Annotated in this window: 25 protein-coding genes and 1 tRNA gene; 9 read left to right on the top strand and 17 right to left on the bottom strand. The window is 61.8% G+C overall.

Annotated features, from left to right (window positions below):
* Position 1 precedes the first annotated feature (1 nt).
* From DXT88_RS08890 to DXT88_RS08875, 4 genes are all read right to left on the bottom strand, one after another.
* Complete coding sequence (locus DXT88_RS08890; RefSeq protein WP_238534075.1) at positions 2-1300, bottom strand: MFS transporter; 1299 nt, start codon at positions 1298-1300, stop codon at positions 2-4.
* Positions 1301-1874: 574 nt separating this feature from the next.
* Complete coding sequence (locus tag DXT88_RS08885; RefSeq protein ID WP_265212796.1) at positions 1875-2297, bottom strand: CHRD domain-containing protein; 423 nt, start codon at positions 2295-2297, stop codon at positions 1875-1877.
* 92 nt (positions 2298-2389) lie between these two features.
* The gene (locus tag DXT88_RS08880) at positions 2390-4678 is read right to left on the bottom strand and encodes a xanthine dehydrogenase family protein molybdopterin-binding subunit (RefSeq protein WP_265212794.1); all 2289 of its coding nucleotides are present in this window, start codon (positions 4676-4678) and stop codon (positions 2390-2392) included.
* Positions 4675-5145: a (2Fe-2S)-binding protein gene (locus DXT88_RS08875; RefSeq protein WP_265212792.1), complete on the bottom strand. Its 471-nt coding sequence runs from the start codon at positions 5143-5145 to the stop codon at positions 4675-4677. The genes DXT88_RS08880 and DXT88_RS08875 overlap by 4 nt, the downstream gene beginning before the upstream one ends.
* 101 nt (positions 5146-5246) lie before the next feature.
* Here DXT88_RS08875 and DXT88_RS08870 point away from each other — a divergent pair, with 101 nt between their 5' ends.
* Positions 5247-5597: a hypothetical protein gene (locus DXT88_RS08870; protein ID WP_265212790.1), complete on the top strand. Its 351-nt coding sequence runs from the start codon at positions 5247-5249 to the stop codon at positions 5595-5597.
* Between the two features lie 2 nt (positions 5598-5599).
* On the opposite strand, the gene DXT88_RS08865 is transcribed toward DXT88_RS08870, so the two are convergent.
* Positions 5600-6181 carry an OsmC family protein gene (locus DXT88_RS08865; RefSeq protein WP_265212788.1) on the bottom strand — a complete coding sequence of 194 codons (582 nt, stop codon included), beginning with the start codon at positions 6179-6181 and terminating at the stop codon, positions 5600-5602.
* A 367-nt stretch (positions 6182-6548) separates the two neighbouring features.
* On the opposite strand from DXT88_RS08865, the gene DXT88_RS08860 reads away from it, so the two are divergent.
* The 5 genes from DXT88_RS08860 to DXT88_RS08840 all read left to right on the top strand — a co-directional run bounded on the left by DXT88_RS08860 (position 6549) and on the right by DXT88_RS08840 (position 11533).
* Complete coding sequence (locus tag DXT88_RS08860; RefSeq protein WP_265212786.1) at positions 6549-7586, top strand: ABC transporter substrate-binding protein; 1038 nt, start codon at positions 6549-6551, stop codon at positions 7584-7586.
* Between the two features lie 31 nt (positions 7587-7617).
* The gene (locus tag DXT88_RS08855; RefSeq protein ID WP_265212784.1) at positions 7618-8646 is read left to right on the top strand and encodes an ABC transporter permease; all 1029 of its coding nucleotides are present in this window, start codon (positions 7618-7620) and stop codon (positions 8644-8646) included.
* Positions 8640-9446: an ABC transporter ATP-binding protein gene (locus DXT88_RS08850; RefSeq protein WP_265212782.1), complete on the top strand. Its 807-nt coding sequence runs from the start codon at positions 8640-8642 to the stop codon at positions 9444-9446. Before DXT88_RS08855 ends, DXT88_RS08850 begins: the two co-directional genes overlap by 7 nt.
* Positions 9443-10633, top strand: coding sequence for a c-type cytochrome (locus tag DXT88_RS08845; protein WP_265212780.1), 1191 nt, complete (start codon positions 9443-9445; stop codon positions 10631-10633). The genes DXT88_RS08850 and DXT88_RS08845 overlap by 4 nt, the downstream gene beginning before the upstream one ends.
* Before the next feature lie 108 nt (positions 10634-10741).
* Positions 10742-11533, top strand: coding sequence for a MetQ/NlpA family ABC transporter substrate-binding protein (locus DXT88_RS08840; RefSeq protein WP_265212778.1), 792 nt, complete (start codon positions 10742-10744; stop codon positions 11531-11533).
* A 336-nt stretch (positions 11534-11869) separates the two neighbouring features.
* Here DXT88_RS08840 and DXT88_RS08835 read toward each other — a convergent pair whose 3' ends face one another.
* Positions 11870-12529: a DsbA family oxidoreductase gene (locus DXT88_RS08835; protein WP_265212776.1), complete on the bottom strand. Its 660-nt coding sequence runs from the start codon at positions 12527-12529 to the stop codon at positions 11870-11872.
* 163 nt (positions 12530-12692) lie between these two features.
* Complete coding sequence (locus tag DXT88_RS08830; RefSeq protein ID WP_265212774.1) at positions 12693-13841, bottom strand: FAD-dependent oxidoreductase; 1149 nt, start codon at positions 13839-13841, stop codon at positions 12693-12695.
* Positions 13842-13910: 69 nt separating this feature from the next.
* Here DXT88_RS08830 and DXT88_RS08825 point away from each other — a divergent pair, with 69 nt between their 5' ends.
* The gene (locus tag DXT88_RS08825; protein WP_265212772.1) at positions 13911-14369 is read left to right on the top strand and encodes a MarR family winged helix-turn-helix transcriptional regulator; all 459 of its coding nucleotides are present in this window, start codon (positions 13911-13913) and stop codon (positions 14367-14369) included.
* An 8-nt stretch (positions 14370-14377) separates the two neighbouring features.
* Here the strand turns inward: DXT88_RS08825 and DXT88_RS08820 are convergent, their stop codons facing one another.
* The 7 genes from DXT88_RS08820 to DXT88_RS08790 form a co-directional block, all read right to left on the bottom strand.
* Positions 14378-15094 carry a class I SAM-dependent methyltransferase gene (locus DXT88_RS08820; RefSeq protein WP_265212770.1) on the bottom strand — a complete coding sequence of 239 codons (717 nt, stop codon included), beginning with the start codon at positions 15092-15094 and terminating at the stop codon, positions 14378-14380.
* Complete coding sequence (locus DXT88_RS08815; protein ID WP_265212768.1) at positions 15091-15540, bottom strand: Rrf2 family transcriptional regulator; 450 nt, start codon at positions 15538-15540, stop codon at positions 15091-15093. The genes DXT88_RS08820 and DXT88_RS08815 overlap by 4 nt, the downstream gene beginning before the upstream one ends.
* A gap of 64 nt (positions 15541-15604) precedes the next feature.
* Positions 15605-16321: an aspartate/glutamate racemase family protein gene (locus DXT88_RS08810; protein ID WP_265212766.1), complete on the bottom strand. Its 717-nt coding sequence runs from the start codon at positions 16319-16321 to the stop codon at positions 15605-15607.
* 19 nt (positions 16322-16340) lie between these two features.
* Positions 16341-16862 carry a carboxymuconolactone decarboxylase family protein gene (locus tag DXT88_RS08805; RefSeq protein WP_265212765.1) on the bottom strand — a complete coding sequence of 174 codons (522 nt, stop codon included), beginning with the start codon at positions 16860-16862 and terminating at the stop codon, positions 16341-16343.
* Positions 16863-16894: 32 nt separating this feature from the next.
* Entirely contained in the window at positions 16895-17983 is a 1089-nt protein-coding gene (locus tag DXT88_RS08800; protein WP_265212763.1) for an NAD(P)/FAD-dependent oxidoreductase, read from the bottom strand.
* A gap of 193 nt (positions 17984-18176) precedes the next feature.
* A complete protein-coding gene (locus DXT88_RS08795; RefSeq protein ID WP_040503847.1) occupies positions 18177-18524 on the bottom strand; it encodes a hypothetical protein in 348 nt (115 codons plus the stop codon).
* A gap of 253 nt (positions 18525-18777) precedes the next feature.
* A complete protein-coding gene (locus DXT88_RS08790; protein ID WP_265212759.1) occupies positions 18778-19677 on the bottom strand; it encodes a DUF72 domain-containing protein in 900 nt (299 codons plus the stop codon).
* A gap of 385 nt (positions 19678-20062) precedes the next feature.
* Here DXT88_RS08790 and mgrA point away from each other — a divergent pair, with 385 nt between their 5' ends.
* On the top strand, positions 20063-21100 hold the full coding sequence (gene mgrA, locus DXT88_RS08785) for an L-glyceraldehyde 3-phosphate reductase (RefSeq protein ID WP_265212758.1): 1038 nt from the start codon (positions 20063-20065) through the stop codon (positions 21098-21100).
* A gap of 90 nt (positions 21101-21190) precedes the next feature.
* Here the strand turns inward: mgrA and DXT88_RS08780 are convergent, their stop codons facing one another.
* A complete protein-coding gene (locus DXT88_RS08780) occupies positions 21191-22048 on the bottom strand; it encodes an SDR family oxidoreductase (protein WP_265212756.1) in 858 nt (285 codons plus the stop codon).
* Positions 22049-22145: 97 nt separating this feature from the next.
* Between DXT88_RS08780 and DXT88_RS08775 the strand changes: the two genes are divergently transcribed.
* Entirely contained in the window at positions 22146-22571 is a 426-nt protein-coding gene (locus DXT88_RS08775) for a winged helix-turn-helix transcriptional regulator (RefSeq protein WP_265212754.1), read from the top strand.
* A gap of 101 nt (positions 22572-22672) precedes the next feature.
* Here the strand turns inward: DXT88_RS08775 and DXT88_RS08770 are convergent.
* Together DXT88_RS08770 and murI are read right to left on the bottom strand one after the other, a co-directional pair.
* A tRNA-His gene (locus DXT88_RS08770) sits at positions 22673-22748 on the bottom strand.
* Between the two features lie 128 nt (positions 22749-22876).
* Positions 22877-23746 (bottom strand): glutamate racemase, encoded by an 870-nt coding sequence (gene murI, locus DXT88_RS08765; RefSeq protein WP_407649292.1) that lies wholly within the window; start codon positions 23744-23746, stop codon positions 22877-22879.
* Positions 23747-23773: the final 27 nt, after the last annotated feature.

Genomic DNA, 23773 nt, shown 5'->3' with positions numbered 1-23773 from the left:
CTCAGAGAGGCTTCAGTTCGACGCGCTTGATTTCCTTGACGATCACCAGGTAGCTGATCACCGTCACCAGCGCATTGGCGCCGACGAAAATCAGGGCGCCGCTGAACGAACCGGTTTCCTTCAGGATATAGCCGATCACGATCGGCGTGGTGATGCCGGCGATATTGCCGAAGGTGTTGAACAGGCCGCCCGACAGGCCGACGATTTCCTTCGGTGCGGTATCGGCCACCACGGCCCAGCCCAGTGCGCCGACACCCTTGCCGAAGAAGGCCACGGCCATGATGCCCACCACCATCCACTGCGCATCGACGTAGTTGCACAGGATCATCGTGGTCGACAGCAGCATGCCGCCGACAATCGGAATCTTGCGCGACATGGTGACGCTGTTGCCGCGCTTGATCAGGCGATCCGAAATCAGGCCGCCGACGACGCCGCCGATGAAGCCGCACACCGCCGGAATCGAAGCCACGAAACCCGCCTTCAGAATCGACATGCCGCGCTCCTGCACCAGGTACACCGGGAACCAGGTCAGGAAGAAATACGTGATCGTGTTGATGCAGTACTGGCCGATGTACACGCCCAGCAGCATGCGATTGCTCAGCAGTTGCTTGATGTAACCCCACTTGGCCTTGCCGGCATCACCGCTTGCGGCAGCGCCTGCGGTCGCTTTCGTCGTCTTTGCCTGATCCATGTCCACCAGTCCGCCGCCCTGCTCGATGTGCTGCAGCTCGGCCTGGTTGATCATCGGATGATCTTTCGGGCTGTGGATGACGCGGATCCAGAGGAAGGTCAGCAGGATACCGAATGCGCCCATCACCGTGAACACATGGTGCCAACCGTAAACGTGCGTGATCCAGCCCATCAGCGGCGTGAACAGCACGGCGGCGAAATACTGCGCCGAGTTGAAAATCGCCGACGCCGTACCGCGCTCCGCAGTCGGGAACCACGACGCCACGATGCGGCCGTTGGCCGGGAACGACGGCGCTTCCGCCAGGCCGACCATGAAGCGCAGCAGGAACAGCAGCACCACCGCAGCGGCCGTGCCGAACCAGGTGACGCCGCCTTGCAGCAGCGTGAAGAAGGACCACAGGAAAATGCTCAGCGCATAGATCTTCTTGGAACCGAAACGGTCCAGCAGCCAGCCGCCCGGCAACTGCGCAAGCACGTAAGCCCAACTGAACGCGGAGAAAATGTAGCCCATCATCACCGGATCGAGACCGAGTTCGGACTTCATCGAGGTGCCGGCGATCGACAGCGTGGCGCGATCGGCGTAATTGACCGTCGTCACGATGAACAGCATGAACAGAATCAGATAGCGAACATGACTCGGCTTGATATTTTCTTTGGCGCTTGCGCTGATGGCTGCGCCCACTTGATTGACACTCACTGATTGTCTCCTGACCGGAATTGCGCCGAGGCCCGGAGGAAACAGCAAATGATGAAGCGGGATGCGGCGAAAGCGCGATCTCCTGCTCATATTTGACGTTGTCCGACGAAGCGGCAGCGGCAGTGTTTATTATTGAAAGAGCTGCAAGAGGACTTTGTTATCAGTCATCATACAACATAAAGTAAAGTATAAACACGCGCTTTTGGTTTGGCAATGGAATTATTATCGCCCTCCTGAAAACCTCTGCAATCCGCTACGGTATTGAACTTATTCGATTACACCAGTCGCGTAAAAGTCTAAAAACCTCTGATCGCAGTGCCGCCTCCTCCCCGATTTCTGTCCCGCCACCGCTCTCTCCAGCCGCGAAATCAGCATAGTTGTATGACAATTTACCGGAAGACAAAACCATGCGCCCACAAAAAAGCCACCCTTGTAAAAGGATGGCTTCCGGAGCAGGAAAAGAATCCGGCTCGCAATCGGCAGCGTCTTATTTCGGCAGCAGCTGACCGCGGATTTCACCGCCCGGATGTGCAGCGGTATGGACGTTCACGTACAGTCCGCCGGCCAGATAGGCGGCATATTGCTCGTCGGTGAATTTGGCGCCGGCCGGAACGGTCCAGCCGTTATCGCCGTCCCTGGTCAGGCCGACCAGCACCGGACCGTTGGCGCCGGCGGCGCCGGTATGGATGTGCGCCATCTTGCCTTCGATGCCGCTGGTGGTGATCTTGCCGCTCACGCTCTTGTCGGCGGCAACGCTGATGCTGCCGGTGCCGCTGGCGGTGGAAGTATTGGCGGGGACTTCGCTGGCTCCCTTGAGGTCGACGCTGACGGTTTGTGCGATGGCGGCGCTGCTGAACGACAGAACTGCAACCAATGCAAGGGCGATGCGGCTGGCGGTGACGTTGATCATGCTTGATTCTCCTTGGTGTTATGGACTTTGTGAGGAAACAGCTCGCGCAGTGTAGAACACAAACGTGAGCATTGCAGCGCCACCGCCGTTTTTCAAACCTTCTGCAACGCCGCCTTTACCCGCTCCGGCGTGAACGGCACCGTGCGCAAGCGGATGCCGGCCGCATCCCACACCGCATTGGCCAGCGCCGCCGTTACCGGCGACGCCGCCGCTTCCCCGCCGCCCAATGGCGGCATGGTGGGACGGTCGATCAGCTCGATGCGCAACTCCGGCACCGCCGGGAACACCAGGATGGGATAGCTGGCCCAGTCGACGTTCTGCACCCGGCGCGTGTCGAAGCGGATCTCTTCATACAGGCTGCGCGAAATGGTTTGCAGGATGCTGCCCTCGATCTGCGCGCGCAAGCCGTCGGGGTTGATGATCAGTCCGCAATCATGCGCGCAGGCCACACGCAGCACGCGGATCTCGCCGCTGGCGCGGTCGACCTCGACCTCCATCGCCATGGCGACATAGGTTTCGTTGTGCTTGTAATGCGAATAGGCGATGCCGCGTCCGCGCTTGTTGGTCTTGTTGCCGAGGCCGGCACTGGCTGCGCGCGCTTGCCAGCCGAACAGCGCCGCCGTGCGTTTCAGCACTTCCGCGCCGCGTGCATCCTTGAGCGATTGCAGGCGGAACGCCAGCGGATCCATGCCCGCCTGCGCCGCCAGCTCGTCGGTGAAACATTCCACCGCATAGATGTTGGCAATCTTGCCCGGCGCGCGGATGTTGGCCGGACGCAGCGGCGCGCTGTCGTGCCAGTGCACGCCGACCGCGACGTTGGCGACCTCGTACGGCGGATCGCCGTTCTGTGAAATCAAGCCGGTTGAAATTCCCTTCGGCTGCGGCATGCCTGCCGTCTGCGGCGCCAGCAAGGGCACCGTCGGCAGGCTGGCGGTGGCGCGCGGCAGCCACATCTCGGTGCGCCACGCGGCGATCGACTTGTCGGGGTTCAGGGCGCCTTCCAGCGTCAACGCCTGCGGCGGCCCCTTCGGATCGAAGCCGTGTTCATCCTGGCGCGACCATTGCACCCGCACCGGCTTGCCCAGCGCCTTCGACATCAGCGCCGCATCGGCGGCGGCGTCGTCGTGGCCGTTCATGCCGTAGCAGCCGGCGCCGTCGACGTACACCAGGCGCACCGCGTCATTGGGCATGCCCAGCATCTGTGCGTAAGCAGGACGATAACGATGCGTTCCCTGCGAGGCGGTGTAGATGGTTGCCTGCTTTGCGCCCACGTCGGCCACCGCGCACGAGGGGCCGATCGAGCCGTGCGTCTGTATCGGCCAGTAATAACTCGCGCTGATTTTTTCCCCTGCGCCTTGCAAGGCGGCGACCGCATCGCCCTTCCTGACCAGCGTTTCTTCGGCGTCGAAGGGACCGTTGCGCAGCCATTGCTCGACCTTGTCGTGGCCCATCAGTTTGTCGCTGTCGCTCCAGACTACCTTCAGCGCAGCGGCTGCCTGGATCGCATCCCATTCGTCGGGCGCGGCGACGGCGAGGAAATCTCCCAGCCGCACCACCTTCACACCGGGGAATTGCCTTACCGACGACTGATCGACCGAGACGATATTCGCCCCCTCGGCGGCGGGACGGATCACGCGTCCGTGCAGCATGCCCGGCAGCTTCACGTCATGCACATAGGTATGCGTGCCGGTCACCTTGGCAGGCACGTCAGGACGCAGCAAAGGCTTGCCGACCACACGGTAGCTTTGCGGATTGTTCAGCGGCGCCTTGGCATCGACCTTGAGATCGAAACGCTTGCCGCCGACCAGCTCGGCGAAACTCAATCCCGTACCTGCTGCGCCGGCTTTCGGTCGCACCATCCCGTCCTGCACCATCAGCTCGGCGGCAGGCTTCTGCAAACGTGCCGCCGCCATGGCGATCAGCGCCTCGCGCGCGGTCGCCGCCGCCTGACGGATCTGTACGCCGCCGCGCATGACGCCGCTGCTGCCGGCGGTCGGTCCCTGGTCGGGCGTGAGTGCGGTGTCGCCTTCGATCATGTCTATCTTGTCGACGCCGATGCCGAGTTCTTCCGCCGCCATTTGCCGGATAGCGATGCGCAGTCCCTGGCCGAGATCGACCTTGCCCGAGAACAAGGTCACCGTGCCGTCCTGGTGGATGGCGATGTAGCCGTCCACCGCGCCGGCGTCGAGCGTCTTTTCGAGCGTCTTGTCGAGCAGCGCATGAGCCTGCGCATTGCCGGCCTTGTCGCGCAAGACCTGCTCGGTAGCGAGCCCCGTCACGGGAGCAGCCAGCGTCACCACCAGCGCGCCGCCGGCTTTGAGCAGCGCGCGCCGGCTCATTTGAATGTCGAAAGAGGCGAGGGGAATAAAAGGTGCGTTCATGCCGGCGTCCTCCCCGAAGCACGCATCACCGCGCGCAGGATGCGCACGTGGGTGCCGCAGCGACACAGGTTGGCCGACAGCGCATCCTTGATTTCGGCTTCGCTCGGCTTGGGGTTCGATGCCAGCAAAGCGGCGCTGGTCATCACCATGCCGTTGGCGCAGTAGCCGCATTGCGCTGCCTGTTCAGCGATGAAGGCGGCCTGCACCGGATGCGGTTTATCGGGCGTACCGAGGCCTTCGATGGTGGTGATGGATTTGCCCGCCACCGCCGACAACGGCGTCACGCAACTGCGCAGCGGGGTCTGGTCGAGCAGCACGGTACAGGCGCCGCATTGACCCAGTCCGCAGCCGAACTTCGGACCTGTCAGGCCGATGTTGTTGCGCAGCGCGTAAAGCAGGGGTTGGTCGGGATCGCGGACATCCACGGAACGGGCCGTGCCGTTGACGGTGAAGTTGATGGTAGGCATGACGCTCTCCGGGTCATTGAAGCTGGCTATTAAAAATCTACGAGGATTTCCAAATCACTTGCAACCGAGGTATCGAGGCATGGTGCGCGATGGATTCTAGCATGGCGACATTCGCAGCAGAATGGGCTTTTCCGGCGATTTGGGATTCCCTGCCAGGGCAAGCGGCTGGAAGACAGTACGTCCGCTTCGGCAAGACCGCCAAGGCGCCGATGCTGTGGATCTACATCGAGAACGACCAATACTTCAACCCGGCCCACAGCAAGGCATGGCACGCCGCCTTCGTGAAGGCAGGGGGTTTTCATGAAGACATTGCAACCATTCCCTGTGCTCGTGGGGCTGCTGCTGGCAAGCTGCGCAGCGCTTCCGCTGCACGCGCAAACTCAGCCTGCCGCCGACGGCGCGACTCACTGGGGACATCAAGCGGAACCACGCCGGTCGCAACCGGCGGCTGAGATCAGGAGATCACCGGTTCCGTCCGCTCGGCGCCAACTGCCGATTCGGCCGACGCAACGCTGCGCGTGTGACGGATCTCCGCGCGGATCTGCTGCGGATGCTTGAGCAGGTTGAGGATGGGGCATGTCTTTTCCACCGCCTCGAACAAGGCGTCCACGTCTTCCTTCGCAGCCGGCGACACCAGGTGCACGGTGTAGCCGATGTCGTGCGGATAGATCGGAATGTCTTCGTAACCCGGGCGACCGCCGCGCGGATCGATCTTGCCGCTCACCTCCACCGCCAGCGATTCAACCGGCACCTGACGATGCGCCGCCTGAATCAAAAAGATATGCGTCACGCAAGAACCCAGTACGCCCAGTTGCAACTCGGGCGAACTGGGGCCGAGGTTGTAGCCGGCGAAATCCGGCGGGCTGTCGCTGATCACCTGATGGTCGCGGATGCGGATGCGGCGCACCCCGCTGCGGCCTTCGGCGCTGACCGTGGCTTGCAGCGCAACGGGTGCGGCCGTGCCGGCATCGATAAGCGCTTCGCGCGCCAGCACGGCGCTGCGTTTTTCGGAGAGATAATGGTTGAGCGTGGTCATGGCGGTTTCTTTCCTGGGTTAGTGTGAGGGATCAAAATACGGAACCAAGTTTCCGTCCGCCATTTGCCCGCGACAACGAAGCATTCCGCATATTCATATGCGCCCGCAAGGCGCTCCGCATCTGCGATAGCAACGCATCCCGCGGCAAAGTCCGCAGCCTCCGCCAAGCCTGCATCCGCCCTGTCCGATCGGCGTTGCTTCAAGCGCCCAACGTATAAATAAACGCATTCTTATTCTTTGGGCGCACCGCCCGTCCTCATTAGTATTTGCCTGTTTTGTCAGCGGCTCGTCAGCGCCAGGGTCTTGTCTTGCCCGCGCCGAACTTTTACACGCAGCCCGCTCCGGTCAACCCAGTGGAGTCCCAACAATGAAGAAAAATATCCTCTCGCCAGATGCTCTTTCCGTTCCATCCTGGTCGCGCCGCGACGTGCTGCGTGCCGGTGCTGCTGCTGCCGTGGTCGGCGCGGGTGCCGCCATCGCCACGCCCAACGCCTGGTCGGCGCCGCCACGCAAACTGACCTTCGCCTGGAGCGCGATCTCATTCTGCCTGTCGCCGGTGGTGGTGGCGCAGGAACGCGGCTACTTCGAAAAGAACGGTCTCGATGTCGAGCTGCTGAACTGGGGCGGCTCCACCGATCAACTGCTGGAAGCGCTGGCGACCGGCAAGGCCGACGTCGGCGTCGGTCTGATCCACCGCTGGCTCAAGCCGCTGGAAGCGGGCTTCGACGTCAAGATCATCGGCAGCGCGCACGGCGGCTGCCTGCGCCTGGTCGGCGCCAATCAGGCCGGCGTGAAGGACATCAACAGCCTCAAGGGCAAGGTCATCGGCGTGTCCGACCAGAACAGCCCGGCCAAGAATTTCTTCGCCATCCATCTCGCCAAGAAAGGTTTCAACGTCGAGAAGGACGTCGAATGGCGCGTCTATCCGGCCGACCTGCTCGACGTCGCGGTCAAGAAGGGCGAGATCCAGGCGATTGCCGACGGCGACCCGAACATCTTCCTGATCGAGAAACGAAACAAGGGCGTATTCACCGAAATCGGCAACAGCGCCGTCGGCGAATACAAGGACAAGATCTGCTGCATCCTGGGCGCGCGCGGCGACCTGGTGCGCAACGACAAGCCGGCGGCGGCGGCCGTGGTGCGTTCAATTGTGCAGGCCTCGGAATACGTCGCAGAAAACCCCAACGAAGCCGCCAAGATCTACGCCAAGTATTCGCCCAAGGTGCCGGTCGAAGACCTGCGCGCGCTGCTGAGCAGCCTGACCTATCACCATCATCCGACCGGCAAATCGCTGCGCGATGAAGTGGAATACTTCGCACGCGATTTCCACACCGCCGGCGTGCTGAAGAAATCCACCGATCCGGTACGCCTGGCCAATCACGTCACGCTCGACGTGCTCGGCTGATCCATCGTCGTTCCCCTTACCGGAGATCACCATGACCACCACCACGACCAACGATGTCCTGCTCAGGGCCGGCCAGGCCGGTCTGTTCGAGGGCGTGCGCGCCGTCGGCATCTGGCGCACCGGCCTGCTGGCGGCCGTCGCCTGGCTGCTGCTGGGCGCGATTACGCTGCGCTGGCCCAACAAGGAAGTCGGTTTCAGCGACTGGGCTTTCACTGATGAATTCGGCTACGCCACCATCGCGGTGGGCGTGGTGCTGGCGGTGCTGGCGCTGGCCGGCGACCGCGCCGGCCGTATTGTCCATCTGCTGCGTCCGGCCGGCCAATGGCTGGTGGCGGCGCCGCTGTTGCTGGGCGTGTGGGAAATCCTGACCGCCAAGCTGGGCGTGCTGCCGTCCCCCTTCTTCGCGCCGCCGCAAAGCCTGATCGAGGTGTATAGCGAAGACTGGAGCCGCCTCGGCATCAGCACCGCCTATTCGCTGCGCTTGCTGGTGCACGGCTTCGCCGCCGGCGGCCTGGTCGGATTTCTGGTGGGCGCGACGATAGGCTGGTCGCGCGTGGCCGGTTACTGGGTGCATCCGGTGCTGCGCTTCCTCGGTCCGGTGCCGGCGTCCGCGCTGCTGCCGCTGGCGTTCTTCTTCGCGCCGTCGAGCTACGCCGCTGCGGTGTTCCTGATCGCGCTGGCGACGGCCTTCCCGGTGGCGGTGCTGACCTGGTCGGGCGTGGCCTCGGTCAACAAGAGTTACTACGACGTGGCGCGCACGCTGGGCGCGTCCGAATGGTTCCTGATCCTGCGCGTGGCGATCCCGGCGGCGCTGCCGCAAGTGTTCGTCGGCCTGTTCATGGGATTGGGCGCCGCGTTCTCGGTGCTGGTCACGGCCGAAATGATGGGCGTCAAGGCCGGCCTCGGCTGGTACCTGCAATGGTCGCAAGGATGGGCCGCCTACAGCAATATGTACGCTGCACTGATCCTCATGGCGATCCTGTGCTCCAGCCTGATCACGCTGCTCTTCAAGGTGCGCGACCGCGCGCTGTCGTGGCAGAAAGGAACCGTCAAATGGTAAACGCCGCCATCGAGCAGCATTCACAAACAGATGCACCTGCAAAAACCGGCGCGCACATCGATATCCAGCACGTCAGCCACTGGTTCAAGTTGCCCAATGGCGTGCTGCAGGTGCTCGACGATATTTCACTGACTGTCGCTCCCGGCGAATTCGTCGCCCTGCTCGGCCCGAGCGGCTGCGGCAAGTCCACCTTGCTGCGCCTGGTCGCGGGACTGGAGCCGGCCACCACCGGCCAGGTGACGCAGGATGACACGAAGATCACGCGTCCCGATCCCTCGCGCATCGTGGTGTTCCAGGATCCGACACTGTACCCGTGGCGCAAGGTGTGGGACAACGTCGCGCTCGGTTTGCAGGCGCGCGGCCTGCTCAAGGAGCAACGCTACCGCGTCGACGACGCCCTCGCGCTGGTGGGCCTGACCGAGTTCGCCGACGCCTTCCCGCATCAGCTGTCGGGCGGCATGGCGCAACGTGTGGCGCTGGCGCGCGCACTGGTCAACGATCCGCAGTTGCTGGTGCTGGACGAGCCGCTGGGCAAGCTCGACTCGCTCACGCGCCTGCAGATGCAGAGCGAGCTGGTGTCGCTGTGGCAGCGCAACGGCTTCTCGGCGCTGCTGGTCACGCATGATGTCGAAGAAGCCTTGTTCCTGGCCAATCGGGTCATCATCTTCAGCGACCGTCCGGCGCGCATCCGCGCCGAGATCAAGGTCGACCTGCCCTACCCGCGCCATCGCGGCGATGCGCGGCTGGCCGAGTTGCGCCACGAAGCACTGCGCCACCTGGGACTGGATGCCAGCTGGTGAATCTGTTGTCCTTGTCCGACTGGATCAACCTGCTGCTCGGCGCGATCCAGGTATTGCAAGACGGTTTCCTGCACGCGCTGGCGGCGCTCGGGCTGGCGCAAACCAGCCACGGCCAGCCGGCCTGGCCGTTCGCCGAACGCCTCAGCGGCGACGTCCTGCTGATCGATCGCAGCATCGCCCGGCAGTTGCTGAGCGCGCTTGGCTTCTCTTTCGCGGCATTGCTGGCGCTGGTAATTGCGCTGGCGTGGCGACGCGGCCGCGTGGTGATGCTGCTGGCGACGGTCGCCCTCGTCTTCTTCACGCCGTGGCCCGATCGCCATCTGCTGCTGGCGCCGGCCGAACCGACCAGTTTCCATACTTCTCCCACCGGTTTCAGCGCCGCCGCCATCGTCCATGGCCGGCAAGTGTATGAACAGCGCTGCGCCAGTTGCCACGCCATCGACGGCAAGGGCGACACGCCGCTGGCGCTGTCCTTGCCGGTGTCGCCGCCCAATCTTGCCAGCGGCTTGCTGTGGCGCCGCGCCGACGGCGAACTGTTCTGGAAGATCGCCTACGGCGCACGCGACCGCCACGGCGCCGCGACCATGCCGGGCTTCACGCGCCAGCTCACCGACAACGACGTCTGGGCATTGATCGATTTCATGAAAGCCAACGCCGCCGGCGCCAGCATCCGCGCCATCGGTGCATGGGACCAGCCGGTCGCGTTGCCGGCAGGAGCCGCCGATTGCGGCAAGCAAGCCACGCAAACAGGCGGGCAACGCGTGCGCGTCATCCTGGCCTCGGCGCAACAATCCGCAGCGCTACCGTTCGACGACCCACGCCTGCGCAGCGTGGTCCTCGCCGACGGTGCGTTGAAGCTGCCTGCGCCGCAAGCAGGTGCACCTGCCATCGACTGTCTGAGCCGCTCAAAGGACGCCTGGCAGGCGCTGTCCATCATCACCGGCATCGACAGCGACCAGCTCGCCGGCACGCAATTGCTGACCGACCGCGACGGCTGGCTGCGCGCACGCAAGCTGCCGGCCGACAGCAACGGCGCCTGGTCCGAATCCGATATCTTGTGCCGCGCCCCGGCCGAAATGGCGGCAGGAAAATCCAACAAACCCGGCGGTCTTGACAGCCTGATCGCGGCGATGGACGCAGAACCGGTGCGCTTCGTCAAAGGTGGTTTCGTGCATGCGACACCCTGACTGACCAAAGAAGAAAACTGCATATCGTCGTGAGAAATGCGTCGTTCGCAATTGCAGAGGCGGTTGCTACACTTTCCGCCGATTCTCCTACCGACCAGAAAGCACGCCGTGTTCCCATCCAGCCTGACCAAGAAAATCCTTTTCACCGCTGCGCTCGCCTTCAGCGCCAACGTCTTCGCCGCCGATGCGCCCTTGCGTGTGGGCGCCTCGCCCGGCCCGTTCAGCGACTTCTTGCAGGAAGCCGCCAAGATCGCCAACGCGCAAGGTTTTCCGGTCAAGGTGATCGAGTTCACCGAACCGACCCAGATCAACGAAGCGACCCAGGCCGGCGATATCGATCTGAACAATTTCCAGCACGTGCCGTACATGCAAAAGCAGAATGAATCGCGCGGCTACAAGATCGTCTCGATCAAGCCGACCTATGTCGCCCCGGCCGGCATTTACTCGGCCAGGCACAAGTCGCTGGCGACCTTCCCCCAGGGCGCCAAGATCGGTATCCCGAACGATCCGGCCAATGAAGCACGCGCCCTGTTCCTGCTGCAAAAGGCCGGCCTGATCAAACTGAAGGCCGACGCCAACACCAACGCCGGCGTCGCCGACATCGCGGAAAATCCGAAGAAGCTCAATATCGTGCTGCTGGACGAAGTGCAATTGCCGCGCGTGCTGGTCGACATCGATGCCGGCGTCATCACGCTCAACAAAGGCGTGCTGGCCGGACTGAATCCAAAGGACGCACTGCTGCTGGAAGACAAAACCTCGCAATGGGCCATCATCTGGGCCGCCCGCGCCGACCGCAAGGACGACCCGCGCATCGCCCGTTTCATCAAGATCTTCGAATCAGAGCAGATCAAGCAATTCATCATCAAGAAATTCAACGGCACGGTGATTCCGGCCTGGTGAGGTGAAACGAACGTTCCTGGCGTTCACAGGCAATCCGATTTCAGCCAGAGAAATGCCATTGTTGAGATCGACGCCGCTAGAGTACTTCCTCGCTCCGCTGCCTGGCTTCTTCTCTCGCATCTTCCATTTGCCGCCGAGCGTCAACCCTCGCTCGCAGATGCGCCACATATGCCTGGTGACTGATCGGGGCGATCGTCATCAACTCTTTCAGATTGGCCGTACTTTCATCATGTCGCTGATGCATGGTTACTCCTGATCAAAGGTTTAGTCTTTTTACCATACATGAATGACTATGTGTCCACGCGTCCACACTCTCTGTCCAGGTGGCCTAAGAGATCACGAAGTCTCAACATCGCCCGCCAGGATCGCACGAAGCTGCTCTTCAAATACGTCCGGGGGCTGGCCGCCCGAGATCAGGTAGCGATCATTTACGATGACCGCCGGTACGCTGCTGATGCCGCGCTGGGTCCAAAACGTTTCCTCTTCCTTCACTTCCTGCGCAAACCGGTCCGATGCCAGTATTTCGCTTGCCTCAACGGTATCCAGGCCGGCTTGACTGGCGAGTTCTGCCAACACATTCCGGTCGGCGATGTTCTTGCCGTCGGTGAAGTAAGCTTCGAGCAGGATCAGTTTCAGCGCTGCTTGTGCATTCTTCTCCTTTGCCCAGGCAAGCAGGCGATGGGCGTCGAAGGTGTTGTAGACGCGGCTGGTGTCATCGCGGTTCATGGTGAAACCGACCGAGGCCGCTCTGGCCCGGATTTGTTCACGGTTGGTGCGGGCCTGGTCGGCGCTGATGCCGTATTTTTCGGTGATGTGTTCAAGTTGCTCCTGCCCGGCTGCGGGCATGCCGGGATTAAGCTCGAAGGGGTGGACGGTGAAGTCGACGTGCGTCTCCGGCCCGAGGCGTTCGAGCGCGGTATTGAGACCCGCCAGCCCGATCGCGCACCAGGGACATACGACGTCGGAAACGAAATCGATCTTCAAAGCCTTGTTCATGGGAATACCTCATGGCATGGCACCTGTGGCCAGGTGGCGTTAATGGATGGAAATATTGTAAGCCGGATGCGCAAACGACACCTGGTGAGGTCCAAATGCAGCCAATGCGGATATTGACAGTATTGAGCAGACCGCCCGCACGGCTTTGACGGGGGTCGAGAGCTCAGGGAGGCAACGGGGCATGATGGGCATCGAAATGTCCGACTCCAGACTGATGCGCGTCCGGACCGAACATCGCATCGAACGACGCAATGCACTGACTGGCGATGGCGCCGGATCTGTCGAGCATGGCGCGCTCGGACGCTTGCACGGCCAGGCGCCAGTCAGCAGCATGAATCAGATTTTCCGCCAGTTCGGCGGCATCGAGCATCGCAAGGTTTACTCCGGTCCCCAGCGGCGGCATCACATGTGCCGCATCGCCGACCAGGGTCAAGCCGGATTGATGCTGCCAACGGCATTGCGCGGGCAGCGTCACGATGGGACGAATGGCGGCAATGTGGTCCGCGTCCCGCAATAACGACGTCAGCGACGGCGCCCACCCGGAAAAGCGCGCGAGCAGTTCATCCTTGCCGAGATTGGTGAGGGTCTTGTCGGGCCGGTCGCCGTCTTCCGCCCGTGTGCGGAAGGCGGCGTAGACGCGCAACCGCCCCTTGCCATTGCGCTGCCCGATGATGCCGGCCTGGTCGCGCAATGCGAACATCGTGCCATGGCCGACCAGCTCCGCCGCCGCGGGGCGCGCCTGGTCGACATCGTCAAACCACAGTTCGACGAAAGTGACGCCGGTGTAAGCCGGGAAGATATCCGTCAATACCGTCCGGACTTTGGACCATGCGCCATCCGCACCGATCACCAGATCGAACGGTCCGACGGAACCACTCTCCAGCTGCAGCGTCACGCGGCCGTCAGGCAACACGGTCAAGGCGCGAATCTGCGCCGCCCAATGAACGACATTGCCGCCCAACGGTTCGAGAAGAAGCTGACGAAGCACATCCCGGTCGATTTCCGGACGATCGCCCTCCCCCTCTGCCGGAGCGAATTCACGCATGACCGCGCCGCTCGCGCCGTCAATGATGCGCAACCCCTGGTCTTCATGGCGCGCTACCGCCATGAACTGCGCAAACAGCCCCGCTTTCTTCAGTGCAAGCTGACCGTCTTCAGGATGCAGATCCAACGACCCGCCCTGGTCGCGCGAGGCGGCTGAGGCGTCGGACTCAAACACCTCGCATTGCCAACCATGGCGATGAAAGACGTTGGCCGCAGTCAAACCCGCCGGGCCGGCGCCGATGATGGCGATGGAAGGCTGTTGTCGCATCTTCAAAGCTCCCGTATATTGATAGGAGCCTATTTATATTGTAAATAGGCTCCTATGTAAAGGTGTTTCATGAACAGACCGAAAGCCTGGCATCCGCATGAGATGCCTACCTTGCTGATCAATCGATTGTCCCGCGCATTGCTGAAACCGGTCGACGACCGGTTGCGGGAAGTCGGCATCAGCACCTCCCAGCTACCTGTGCTGGTGGCGCTCAAGGATGGCAGCAAACGCACGCAGAAGGAGTTGGCCGAGCTGGCAGGTGTGGAGCAGCCCAGCATGGCGCAATTGTTGGGACGCATGGAGCGCGACAACCTGATCGTGCGCGAAGCGTCTCCGACCGACCGACGCAGCAGCCTCGTTTCTCTTACTGAGCACGCACACCAGTTGCTCGAACCGGGACGTGTAGTGCTGAGGGAGATTGATCAGGATGTCTGCGCGGTCCTGAGCAGGGAAGAAAAGGAACTACTGGTCGGCTTGCTGCAACGCCTGATCAAAAACCTTGCCGCCGAAGGCAACACGTTGGCCTGACCACCGGCCTATGCCGCTCTGGCAAACCAGCCGTGAATCAACCCGCATTGATAAAACTGCACGGGCGTGTCGAATCCGCCGGATGCAATTATCCCGGCGACGATTTCCGGCGCCAGAATGGCAACGCCGCGACGGTATGCCGCTCGCATCTGCTCCAGCTTTTCCTGACCGAGATCGGCGCCGGCCATGGTGCGCATCCAGACTTCCAGCAGCGCGCCGTAGTGCGGCGCATCCGTATCGGAAGTCAGATCCGAATTGATCAGGATGCCGTTCGAACATAGCCGCTGGCGGATGCCGCGGAAGAATCCGGCGCGCTCATCCTGTTGCAGAATGAAGTGCGACACCAGCAGCGAGGTGGCGGCGTCGAAGGGTTCGCCCTGCGGCAATGAATCCAGGTAGCCCTCGTGAAACGTACAGCGGGAAGCAATGCCCTGCTCCTGCTCCTGCTCCTGCTCCTGCGCCTTGCGACGAAAAACCTCGAGCATCGGTCCCGACGGTTCGACGGCGGTGAAGCGCCAGGCCGGGAATTTTTCCGCCAACGCCAGTATCTCCGCGCCGGTGCCGGCGCCCACGCAAAGAATGCGGGCATCCGCAGGCAACTCCGCCAGGATTGCGGTCGCCAGCAAATGCAGTGCAACGCGGAACGGCGCCAGCCTGGCCCACTGGCTGTCATAGGCCGAGGCCGCCTGCTGGTTGAAGGTGGCCTGGAGTTTTTCGTCATTCATGGCTTGCCCGCTTTCTTTCGCTTCTTCTCGAATCGTTGATGGAAATCCGCGCTCAGCATTGCCAGGGTCACTTCGCCGAAACGCGACACCAGCAGTTCCTCGGCTTCTTCAAAGGTCTTGTTCAAGGCGGTGTTGACCGCCTGTTCCACAAGACAGGCCGGCGCTTCGCTCCTGCTGCCGATGGCCAGCAACGAGGGACTTCCGAGCGCGACATAGACGTCGCGCAAGGTGATTTGCGCCAGGTCGCAAGTCAGCGTCCAACCGCCGCCGTGGCCCTTTTCCGAGCTGACATAGCCTTGTTCCCGCAAGCCGGCCATGATGCGCCGGATAACCACCGGATTGGTGTCCATCGCCTTTGCCAGCGATTCTGAAGTCATGGGGGTCGGATGTTCGGCGAGGTGCAGCAGCACGTGCAGCACGCCGGATAATCGGCTGTCTTTTTTCATGTAACTTAATTTATTACATGAAATGACGAACGTCAATACTTTTCAGGGAAGATGGCTCGCCCTCTTACTCCGCCGGATAACGCCGTGGCCGCAGGCCTGCCTGGAACCAGTTCACCAGCGACACCGTGTCGTAGATCGGAATGCCGAAGGTCTGCTGGATATCGGCCGTGAACGGCGCGAGGTTGGTGCACTCGGACACGATCGCGCCGATGGAGGGATTCTCGCGCAGCATGCGCGCGACCAGGTCGAGCACTTCCTGGCGCAGCACTGCATACGGAACGCCGTCGTCGCCTTCTCGGATCGAGCGCACGAACTCGGAGTTCTGCGGCATGCCGTACACCGGCGTGTCGGCGGCGATGCCGACCGCTTCCAGGTATCTGCCGTTGAGCACGTCGCCGTTGTAGGTGAGGATGCCGACTTTCTTGTTGGATGGAATGATCCGCTGCACCATCGGCACTTGCAACAGACTGCTGGTGGCAACCGGCACGCCGCAGAAGTCGACCAGTTCCTGCTGGTAGATCGACAGGAAGCCGCAGGTCGTGGTGATGCCGTCGACGCCGGCATCGACCAGTTCCTTCGCGGCCTTCTTGAACGGCTCCAGCAGGCTGACGTTGTGCAGGTCGGTCATCCTGGACGGGACGGCGTCTTCGACGATGCGGTATTGCACCGGAAAATTCCAGGTGCCGGCATGGCCGATGTCGCCGAGGTAGCGGCGGAAATGCGTCTTCACCATCAGGATGCCGACGCTGACGCCGTAATAGGTTTTCTTGGGGGCGCTCATGTGTTTTCTCCGTTTTTCTTTATTGCGCCGGGTCCTGCAGGTAGTCGTCCATGTCGACTTCGAGCAGACTGTTGAAGATGTTGGTCGCTACCATGGTGCCGCCGAAACCGATCAGGTTGACGATGGCGCTGTCGTCGTAGCGCTGCTTCAGGCGCGTCCAGATGGCGTCGTCGAGTTGCTTGGCGCGGCCGCCGATGCGGCTGCCGAGATCGATCAGCAACTGCTCGTCGTCGGTCGGGTTGAAGTCTTTCGGCGAGATCCCTTCAGCTGCCAGCGCCTTGCGGAAAAAGGTCGAGCACAGCAGGCAATCCGACGCTGACGAGATGGCGTGTGCATAGACGTTGAAGGCGCGCTTGCCGAGCAGCTTGATCAGCTCGGCCTTGATCAGGTAGGAGCCGTGATAAGCCTGGTGCGCCGCCAGCGAATGCAGGATGGTGCCCTTCATGTTGGTGACCTGGCCGACACGCGCGATTTCGTCGTCATAGGATTGCTGGCGTTGCGGGTCGAGCGCATCGCGCTGCACGAGGTTGATTCTTGCCATGGAGTGTCCTTGTGGATGAGGCATCAGAAAAGTCAGGAAAAGAAGCGTTGCGGCCGGAAGCTTGCCAGCTCGGGCCGCACGGTGTTGTTGAGGATTTCCTCGGCGACTGCTTCACCCAGGAAAGGCGCCAGCGTCACGCCGCTGTGCGTGACCACGCTGTAATATCCCTTGGTGCCGGGCGACGGTCCGACCGCAGGAAATTGGTCCGCCGGAATCGCACGCACGCCCACGCGTAAGGCTTCGGCATCGACGTGGCGCAGCAGCGGCAATACCTCGCGCGCTGCGGCGAGCAACCCGGTCACTTCCGGCGAACAGCGATCGAGTTCAGCGTCGGCCGTCACCTCAAGATCGTTGCGGCAGATCAGCAGGCGCCCGGCGCCGTCGGGACGGATATGCACGCGCGGCGAAAAGATCACGCGCTGCACGCCATGCGCCAGCGGCGGTGTGAACAGCATCAGGCCCGCCGACGGCGCCAGCGGAATGCGCAAGTCAAGCGGCAACGCCGACTGGTCGGCCCAGCGGCCGGTGGCGTTGACGACCACGTCGGCATCGTGCGTCGCGCCATCGGCGGTAGCGACGCCGGTTACGCGACTGCCTTGGCGACGAATTGCCGTCACCGCAAGATGTTGAAATACTTGTGCGCCAAGACGCTTCGCTTCGGTCAATAGCGCGTGGCTGTAGACGACCGGATCGACCCATCCGTCGTCGGGGAAAAAAGCCACCGGCGCATCGCCGACGGCGCCAAGGTTGATGTCCGGCTCCAGCGCATGCAGGGCGGCGTGATCGAGCCACTCGGCGGTGTAGCGCCACGATTGCAGCAGCGCCACCTTGGCGCGGTAGGCCTCGGGCGCGATGCTTTCCCATTCGACGGTGCCGCCGCCGTGCCACCACGGCGCGTCGCCGAAGCATTCGCGCAAGGCGGCATGCGCACGCATGCCGGCGACGTTGAGATCGTGATAGGCGCGCGGCGCCTTGTTGTGAGAATTGACCCACGCGAAACTGCTGCCGCTGGTGCCGCCGCCGATGCGGCCGGCGTCGATGACGGTGACGGGCGCACCTGCGCGCGCCAGATGATAAGCGACGGAAGCGCCGATCACGCCGGCGCCGATGACGATATGCATAGTTGGATTGGACGGTCGTCGGGAACTGCAATTGCCTGGACTATGCGCAATGTACCCGGTGGATTTCCCGATGATGAAAACAAGGTTTCCACTATAGCGCCAGCCCAGCCGGCGCCCAACAATCAATAGCGAGTTTGCAAATTACAAAACCGCATGTGCAACGTGCATTGCTTATTGCGTTATTTATGGATGGCTATTGCATTGCAGATTCGGAAGCATCAGGGTGCGACTTGGCACGGCGGGCCTTGCGGCGTTCGCCATGCTTCAGAACCGCGGCGCGTTCTTCGTTGGTGAGTTCAAGCATGTCGAGATACACGCGTTCGACCGCCTGCTCATACGACAGCGTGGTGTCGAGCGCCATCTTTTCGGTCAGCAGCGCGCTGGATTTTGTGAGGTTGCCGTCGCAGACGTCGCGGATGAAATTGAGCTTGCGCTGGAAGTCCGACACCGGCACTTCTTCACGCAGTTTGTGACCGTAGCGCAGCCAGAGGATGACCGCGCCGAACAAACCCGCGCCTGTACCGACCAAAAGGGATGTCATGTAATTCTCCAGCCGAGTAGTTAATCGTTGTTATGACTCGTCACGCAAAACACCCGCAACCATGAGCATTGCCGGAATTCATTTTTGCGGTTTTGCTTGGATTCCCCCCAAGACTTTTTGTCCGCCGCGATGTTGCGATGATTATTTTTTGCGTCGGACAGCCGACATTAAGCGACATTTTTGAGCGCTTCACAACAAATCTTTACAACATACCAAGGCATATTTCGACAGTGTTTCCGCAGTGAATTTTTTGTCAGTTTTCTGTCAGCGGAGCGAGCTCTTTTTCGAGTCCCAGGCGCGCAATCAGACGCCTCGCATCGAACGGTGCCTTGACCTTGATATCGTTATCGAAATAACAATAAACATCCCGGCTCTTACGCGCTTTCGGCTGGCTCGCGGAGGCGCATTGTGCGTCCTTCGGCTGCCCTCCTTTGCTCCAGGCCTCAATGCGCCGGGCCCAGCGCTCCAGCGCCGGCTTGGTGTAGCCGCTGGCGTACAATTCCTTGTCGCCGTGCAGGCGCAGGTACATGAAATCGGCGGTGACGTCTTCCAGATAAGGCCACTTGCCGGCGGTGTCGGCCACCACCAGCGCGACGTTATATTTGCGCAGCAGCGCGATGAAACCTTCGTCAATAAAACTCTCGTGGCGAATCTCCATGGCGTGGCGCATTGTGCGCTTCTTATCGATCTCGAGCAGGCTGCGTTCCTTCATGCGCGGTTCACACTGCTGCGCCAGTTCCAGCGCTGCCTCCGTGTCGTGCGGCAGCAGGCTGAGGAAGTGCTCCACCAGTTCGGCATCGTAACGAAAACTCGGCGGGAATTGCCACAGGAACGGGCCCAGTTTTTCCTTGAGGTTGAACACGCCGGAGGCGAACACATTGGCAAGCGGCCCCTCGATGTCGCGCAGGCGCTGGATGTGGGTGATGAAACGGTTTCCCTTGATGCTGAACATGAAGCCCGGCGGCGTCGCGTCATACCAGGCGGCGTAGCTCTGCGGCCGCTGCAAGGCGTAGAAGGAGCCGTTGAGTTCGATCGACGGCAAGACGCGCGATGCGAATTGCAGTTCGTCGGCCTGCGCCAGGTCTTCAGGATAAAAGCCGCCGCGCCACGGCGCATAGCGCCAGCCGGAAATGCCGATACGGATCTTTGCCATGTCTGCCGCTCCACGATGAAAAGGAATGACCTGTCAGTGCAGACATGTGCGGGATTTCAGAGTTCACCCGATGCGCGTTTATGAGATATCGTCTGACGGCGGCAAACCGCACGTCGAGGATCAAGGTTGAGGTCTTCAAAGGCGAGATGGCGGATGACGAGACATTGCATAATGATCTTTCCGGAGATGAAGAATATGATGCTCGGGTGAGCATATGACACAAGGCGCCCTGGCACAGGACCAGAAGCACCGGCAGCGTCAGGCCGAAGTGATGGTCATCGGCAGCAAGTCAGCAAGTCAGCAATCGCGAGCGCTGAGGCCGGCGCTGAAACGACCGAACGAAAAAACAAGCAAGCAAAACCCGATCAAACAAGGAGACACATCCATGACCTATCATGCATCCAATACCCGTTACGAAACCATGCAATACCGCCAGTGCGGCCGCAGCGGCCTCAAATTGCCGCTGCTGTCGCTGGGCATGTGGCACAACTTCGGCGACACCACGCCGCTGGCGACGCAGCGCGAAATGCTGCGCACCGCCTTCGATCTGGGCATCACGCATTTCGACCTGGCCAACAATTACGGGCCGCCGTACGGCAGTGCGGAAGCCAATTTCGGCCATCTCTTCAAACAGGATTTCCAGCCCTATCGCGATGAACTGATCATCTCGACCAAGGCTGGCTGGGACATGTGGCCCGGTCCCTACGGCCAGGGCGGCGGCTCGCGCAAATACGTGCTGGCCAGCCTGGACCAGAGCTTGAAGCGCATGAACCTGGACTACGTCGATATCTTCTACTCGCACCGCTTCGACCCCGAGACGCCGCTGGAAGAGACCATGGGCGCGCTGGCGACTGCCGTGCAACAAGGCAAGGCGCTGTATGTCGGCGTATCATCGTATTCGCCCGAGAAAACCAGGGAAACCGCCGAACTGCTCAAGCAATGGAAGGTGCCCTGCCTGATCCATCAACCGTCGTACAACATGTTCAACCGCTGGATCGAGCAAGGCCTGCTCGATGAACTGGAACGCCAAGGCATGGGCTGCATCACCTTCACGGCGCTGGCGCAGGGCCTGCTGAGCGACAAGTACCTCAACGGCATTCCGGACGATGCGCGCATCAACCGCGCCGGCGGCGGTTCGCTCAAGAGCGATCACCTGAGCGAAGAAAACCTGCAGCGCGTGCGTGCGCTCAATGACATCGCCAAGGCGCGCGGCCAAACGCTGGCGCAGATGGCGCTGGCCTGGGTGCTGCGCGATCCGCGCGTGACGACCACACTGATCGGCGCCAGCAGCAGCAAGCAGATCCGCGAGAATGTCGCAGCGCTGGACAAGCTGAGCTTCAGCGCCGGCGAACTGGCCGCCATCGACAAGCAGGCGCAGGACGGTCACCTCAATTTGTGGGAAGTGTCGTCGCGCCACAAGTAATCTTCCGCACTGATTTTTGTGCAGGTAAAAAGAGTCCCTCGCTATTCCGCATGGCGAGGGGCCCTTTTCATTTCACGGCAAGAAAGTGAATCAGCCTTTGTTCAAGGCAGTCTCGACCGATGCCGACAAAGACGTGGTCGGACGGCCGATCAGCGCCGACAACTGCCGGCCATCGTCGAACAAGGCGCCCTTCGCTGCCGCCGCATCCGAGTCCGACAGCAGGACGGCGATCACTTCCGGCAAACCGAAGCCGAGCAGCGCAGTCTTGTAGTCGGCTTCCGGGATGTTGCGATATTCCACCGGTTTGCCCGACTGGCGCGCTGCTTCCGCCGCCAGCTCGCTCAGCGTGTAGGCGCCATCGCCGGCCAGCTCATACGTCTTGCCTGCATGACCGCTGCCGCTCAACACGGCCGCTGCTGCTTCGGCATAGTCGCTGCGCGCAGCCGAGGAGATGCGGCCGTCGCCGGCGCTGCCGACGATGGCGCCGTTGGCCACTGCCGTGGGCAGGCCGGCGGTGTAGTTCTCGTGGTACCAGCCGTTGCGCAGGATGGTCGCCGGCACGCCGCTATCCTTGATAGCCTGTTCGGTTTGCTTGTGTTCGGCAGCCAGGCCGAGCGTGGAGCTGTCGGCGCGCAGCACGCTGGTGTAGGCCAGCAACTTGACGTTGGCGCGCTTGGCGGCGTCGATGACGGCGCGATGCTGCGCCAGGCGCGAACCTATTTCGCTGGAAGAAATCAGCAGGACTTTTTCTGCGCCCTGCAGCGCGGCGTCGAGACTGGCCGCGTCGGTGTAGTCAGCGCGGCGCACTTGCACGCCGAGCGCGGCCAGGTCGGCGGCTTTTTCCGGGCTGCGCACGGCGGCGACGATATTGGCTGCGGGGACGGTTTTCAACAACGCTGCAATGACGAGACGGCCCAATTGGCCGGTGGCTCCGGTGACGACGATCATGACAATTTCCTGTGAGGTGAAGTGAAGAAATTGCAGCTTATCGGACACACTAACTTTTAGTAAGTACGCACAAAAAGGTTAGTGTAAAATAGTCGCCATGAATGCACGAGACCCCCTCACCGGCCACGTATCGCTGAAGGACCGCATGCAGCGCGGCGAGTTGTTTGCCGCCGATTGTCCGTCGCGCAGCGTATTGAAGCACCTCACCAGCCGCTGGGGCGTGCTGTTGCTGGTCGCCCTGCTGGGCGGCACGCATCGCTTCAGCGACCTGCGCCGCAAGGTCGGCGGCGTCAGCGAAAAGATGCTGGCGCAGACGCTGCAGGAACTGGAAGGCGACGGCCTGGTGATTCGCAAGTCGTATGACGTGGTGCCGCCGCACGTCGACTACACGCTGTCGCCGCTGGGGCAGGAAGCGGCGCAGCGCATCGAAACGCTGACCGACTGGATCGAGATGAGTTTGCCGCGCTTCATGGCGGCGAGGCAGGAAAAAGAAGAGGAAGCAACAAAACGAGCGGGAAAGTAAGGGATGAGAACTTAAGAATAAGAACCGTCCGGAAAATAAAAAAGGCCCAGCTGAATGCGGGCCTTGCTTATTTATTTTATTACTTTTGCTGCTGTTCAAACTGGGGTGGCTGACGGGGCTCGAACCCGCGACAACAGGAATCACAATCCTGGACTCTACCAACTGAGCTACAGCCACCACTGCATGACCAAGACCTGAATTACTGCCTTGAGTCAGTGAAGCAAAAGATTATACAAAACTGTACGGCTTCTGGCAAATGAAATAGTCACCGCCATGCAATTTGCCGGAATCCCCGGGCGGCGGTGCTAATTCGTCGCGATCTGGCGTACTTCTGCTTCCATCTTCAACAGATTCGCCAGCGCCGTCGATAAGGTGCTTACGCCGGCGGTGGTGTAAGCCAGCAGATTGCCGCCATCAGTGTGGCGCATCAGCGCCTTCGCCTGCAGCAAGCGGCTCAATTGCCGCGTCACCGCTTCGCCGGTATCGATGATGACCGGCGCGGCGCATCCGCCATGCCGTGCCGCCGACTCGATCAGCTCGCGCGCGAACGGATAATGCGTGCAGCCCAGCACCAGCGTATCGGCACCCTGTGCAATCAGCGGCATGACATAGCGATCCACCAGCGCCGCAGTGGCCGGCGATTGCAACTCGCCCTTCTCGATCTGATCGACCAGGCCGACGCAGGCTTGCGAAATGAACTGCACCTTGCCGACGGTGGCGATCTGCTCGCGCAAGGCGATGAAGCGCGCGCTCGCCAAGGTGCTGCGCGTGGCCAGTACGCCGACCACGCCGCTCTTGCTGTGCAAGGCTGCCGGCTTGAGGCCGGGCTCGATGCCGACCACGGTCAGTTCAGGCCACTGCACACGGATCGCCTGGATGGCCGCCGCGGTCGCGGTATTGCACGCCACCACCAAGGCCTTGATGCCCTGCCCGATCAGGAAGCCGGCAATCGCCAGCGAGCGCTCGACGATCTGCTGCTCGTCCTTGTCGCCGTAGGGCGCGTAACCGGAGTCGGCAAAGTACAGCAGATGCTCCTGCGGCAAGGCCGCGCGCACGTGGCGCAGCACCGACAAGCCGCCGATGCCGGAATCGAAAATGCCGATGGGCGCGTCACAATGCGTGTGAAGGTCCATCGGCATCGGCATCGGTGTTGCCGGTGAAGCTGCAGCGGTCATCGGCGAGCGACTCCCGCTTGCGGCTTC

It is taken from the genome of Herbaspirillum lusitanum (assembly GCF_026127345.1).
GTDB lineage: Bacteria > Pseudomonadota > Gammaproteobacteria > Burkholderiales > Burkholderiaceae_D > Herbaspirillum > Herbaspirillum lusitanum.
This window is presented reverse-complemented; position numbering and strand designations above follow the sequence as displayed.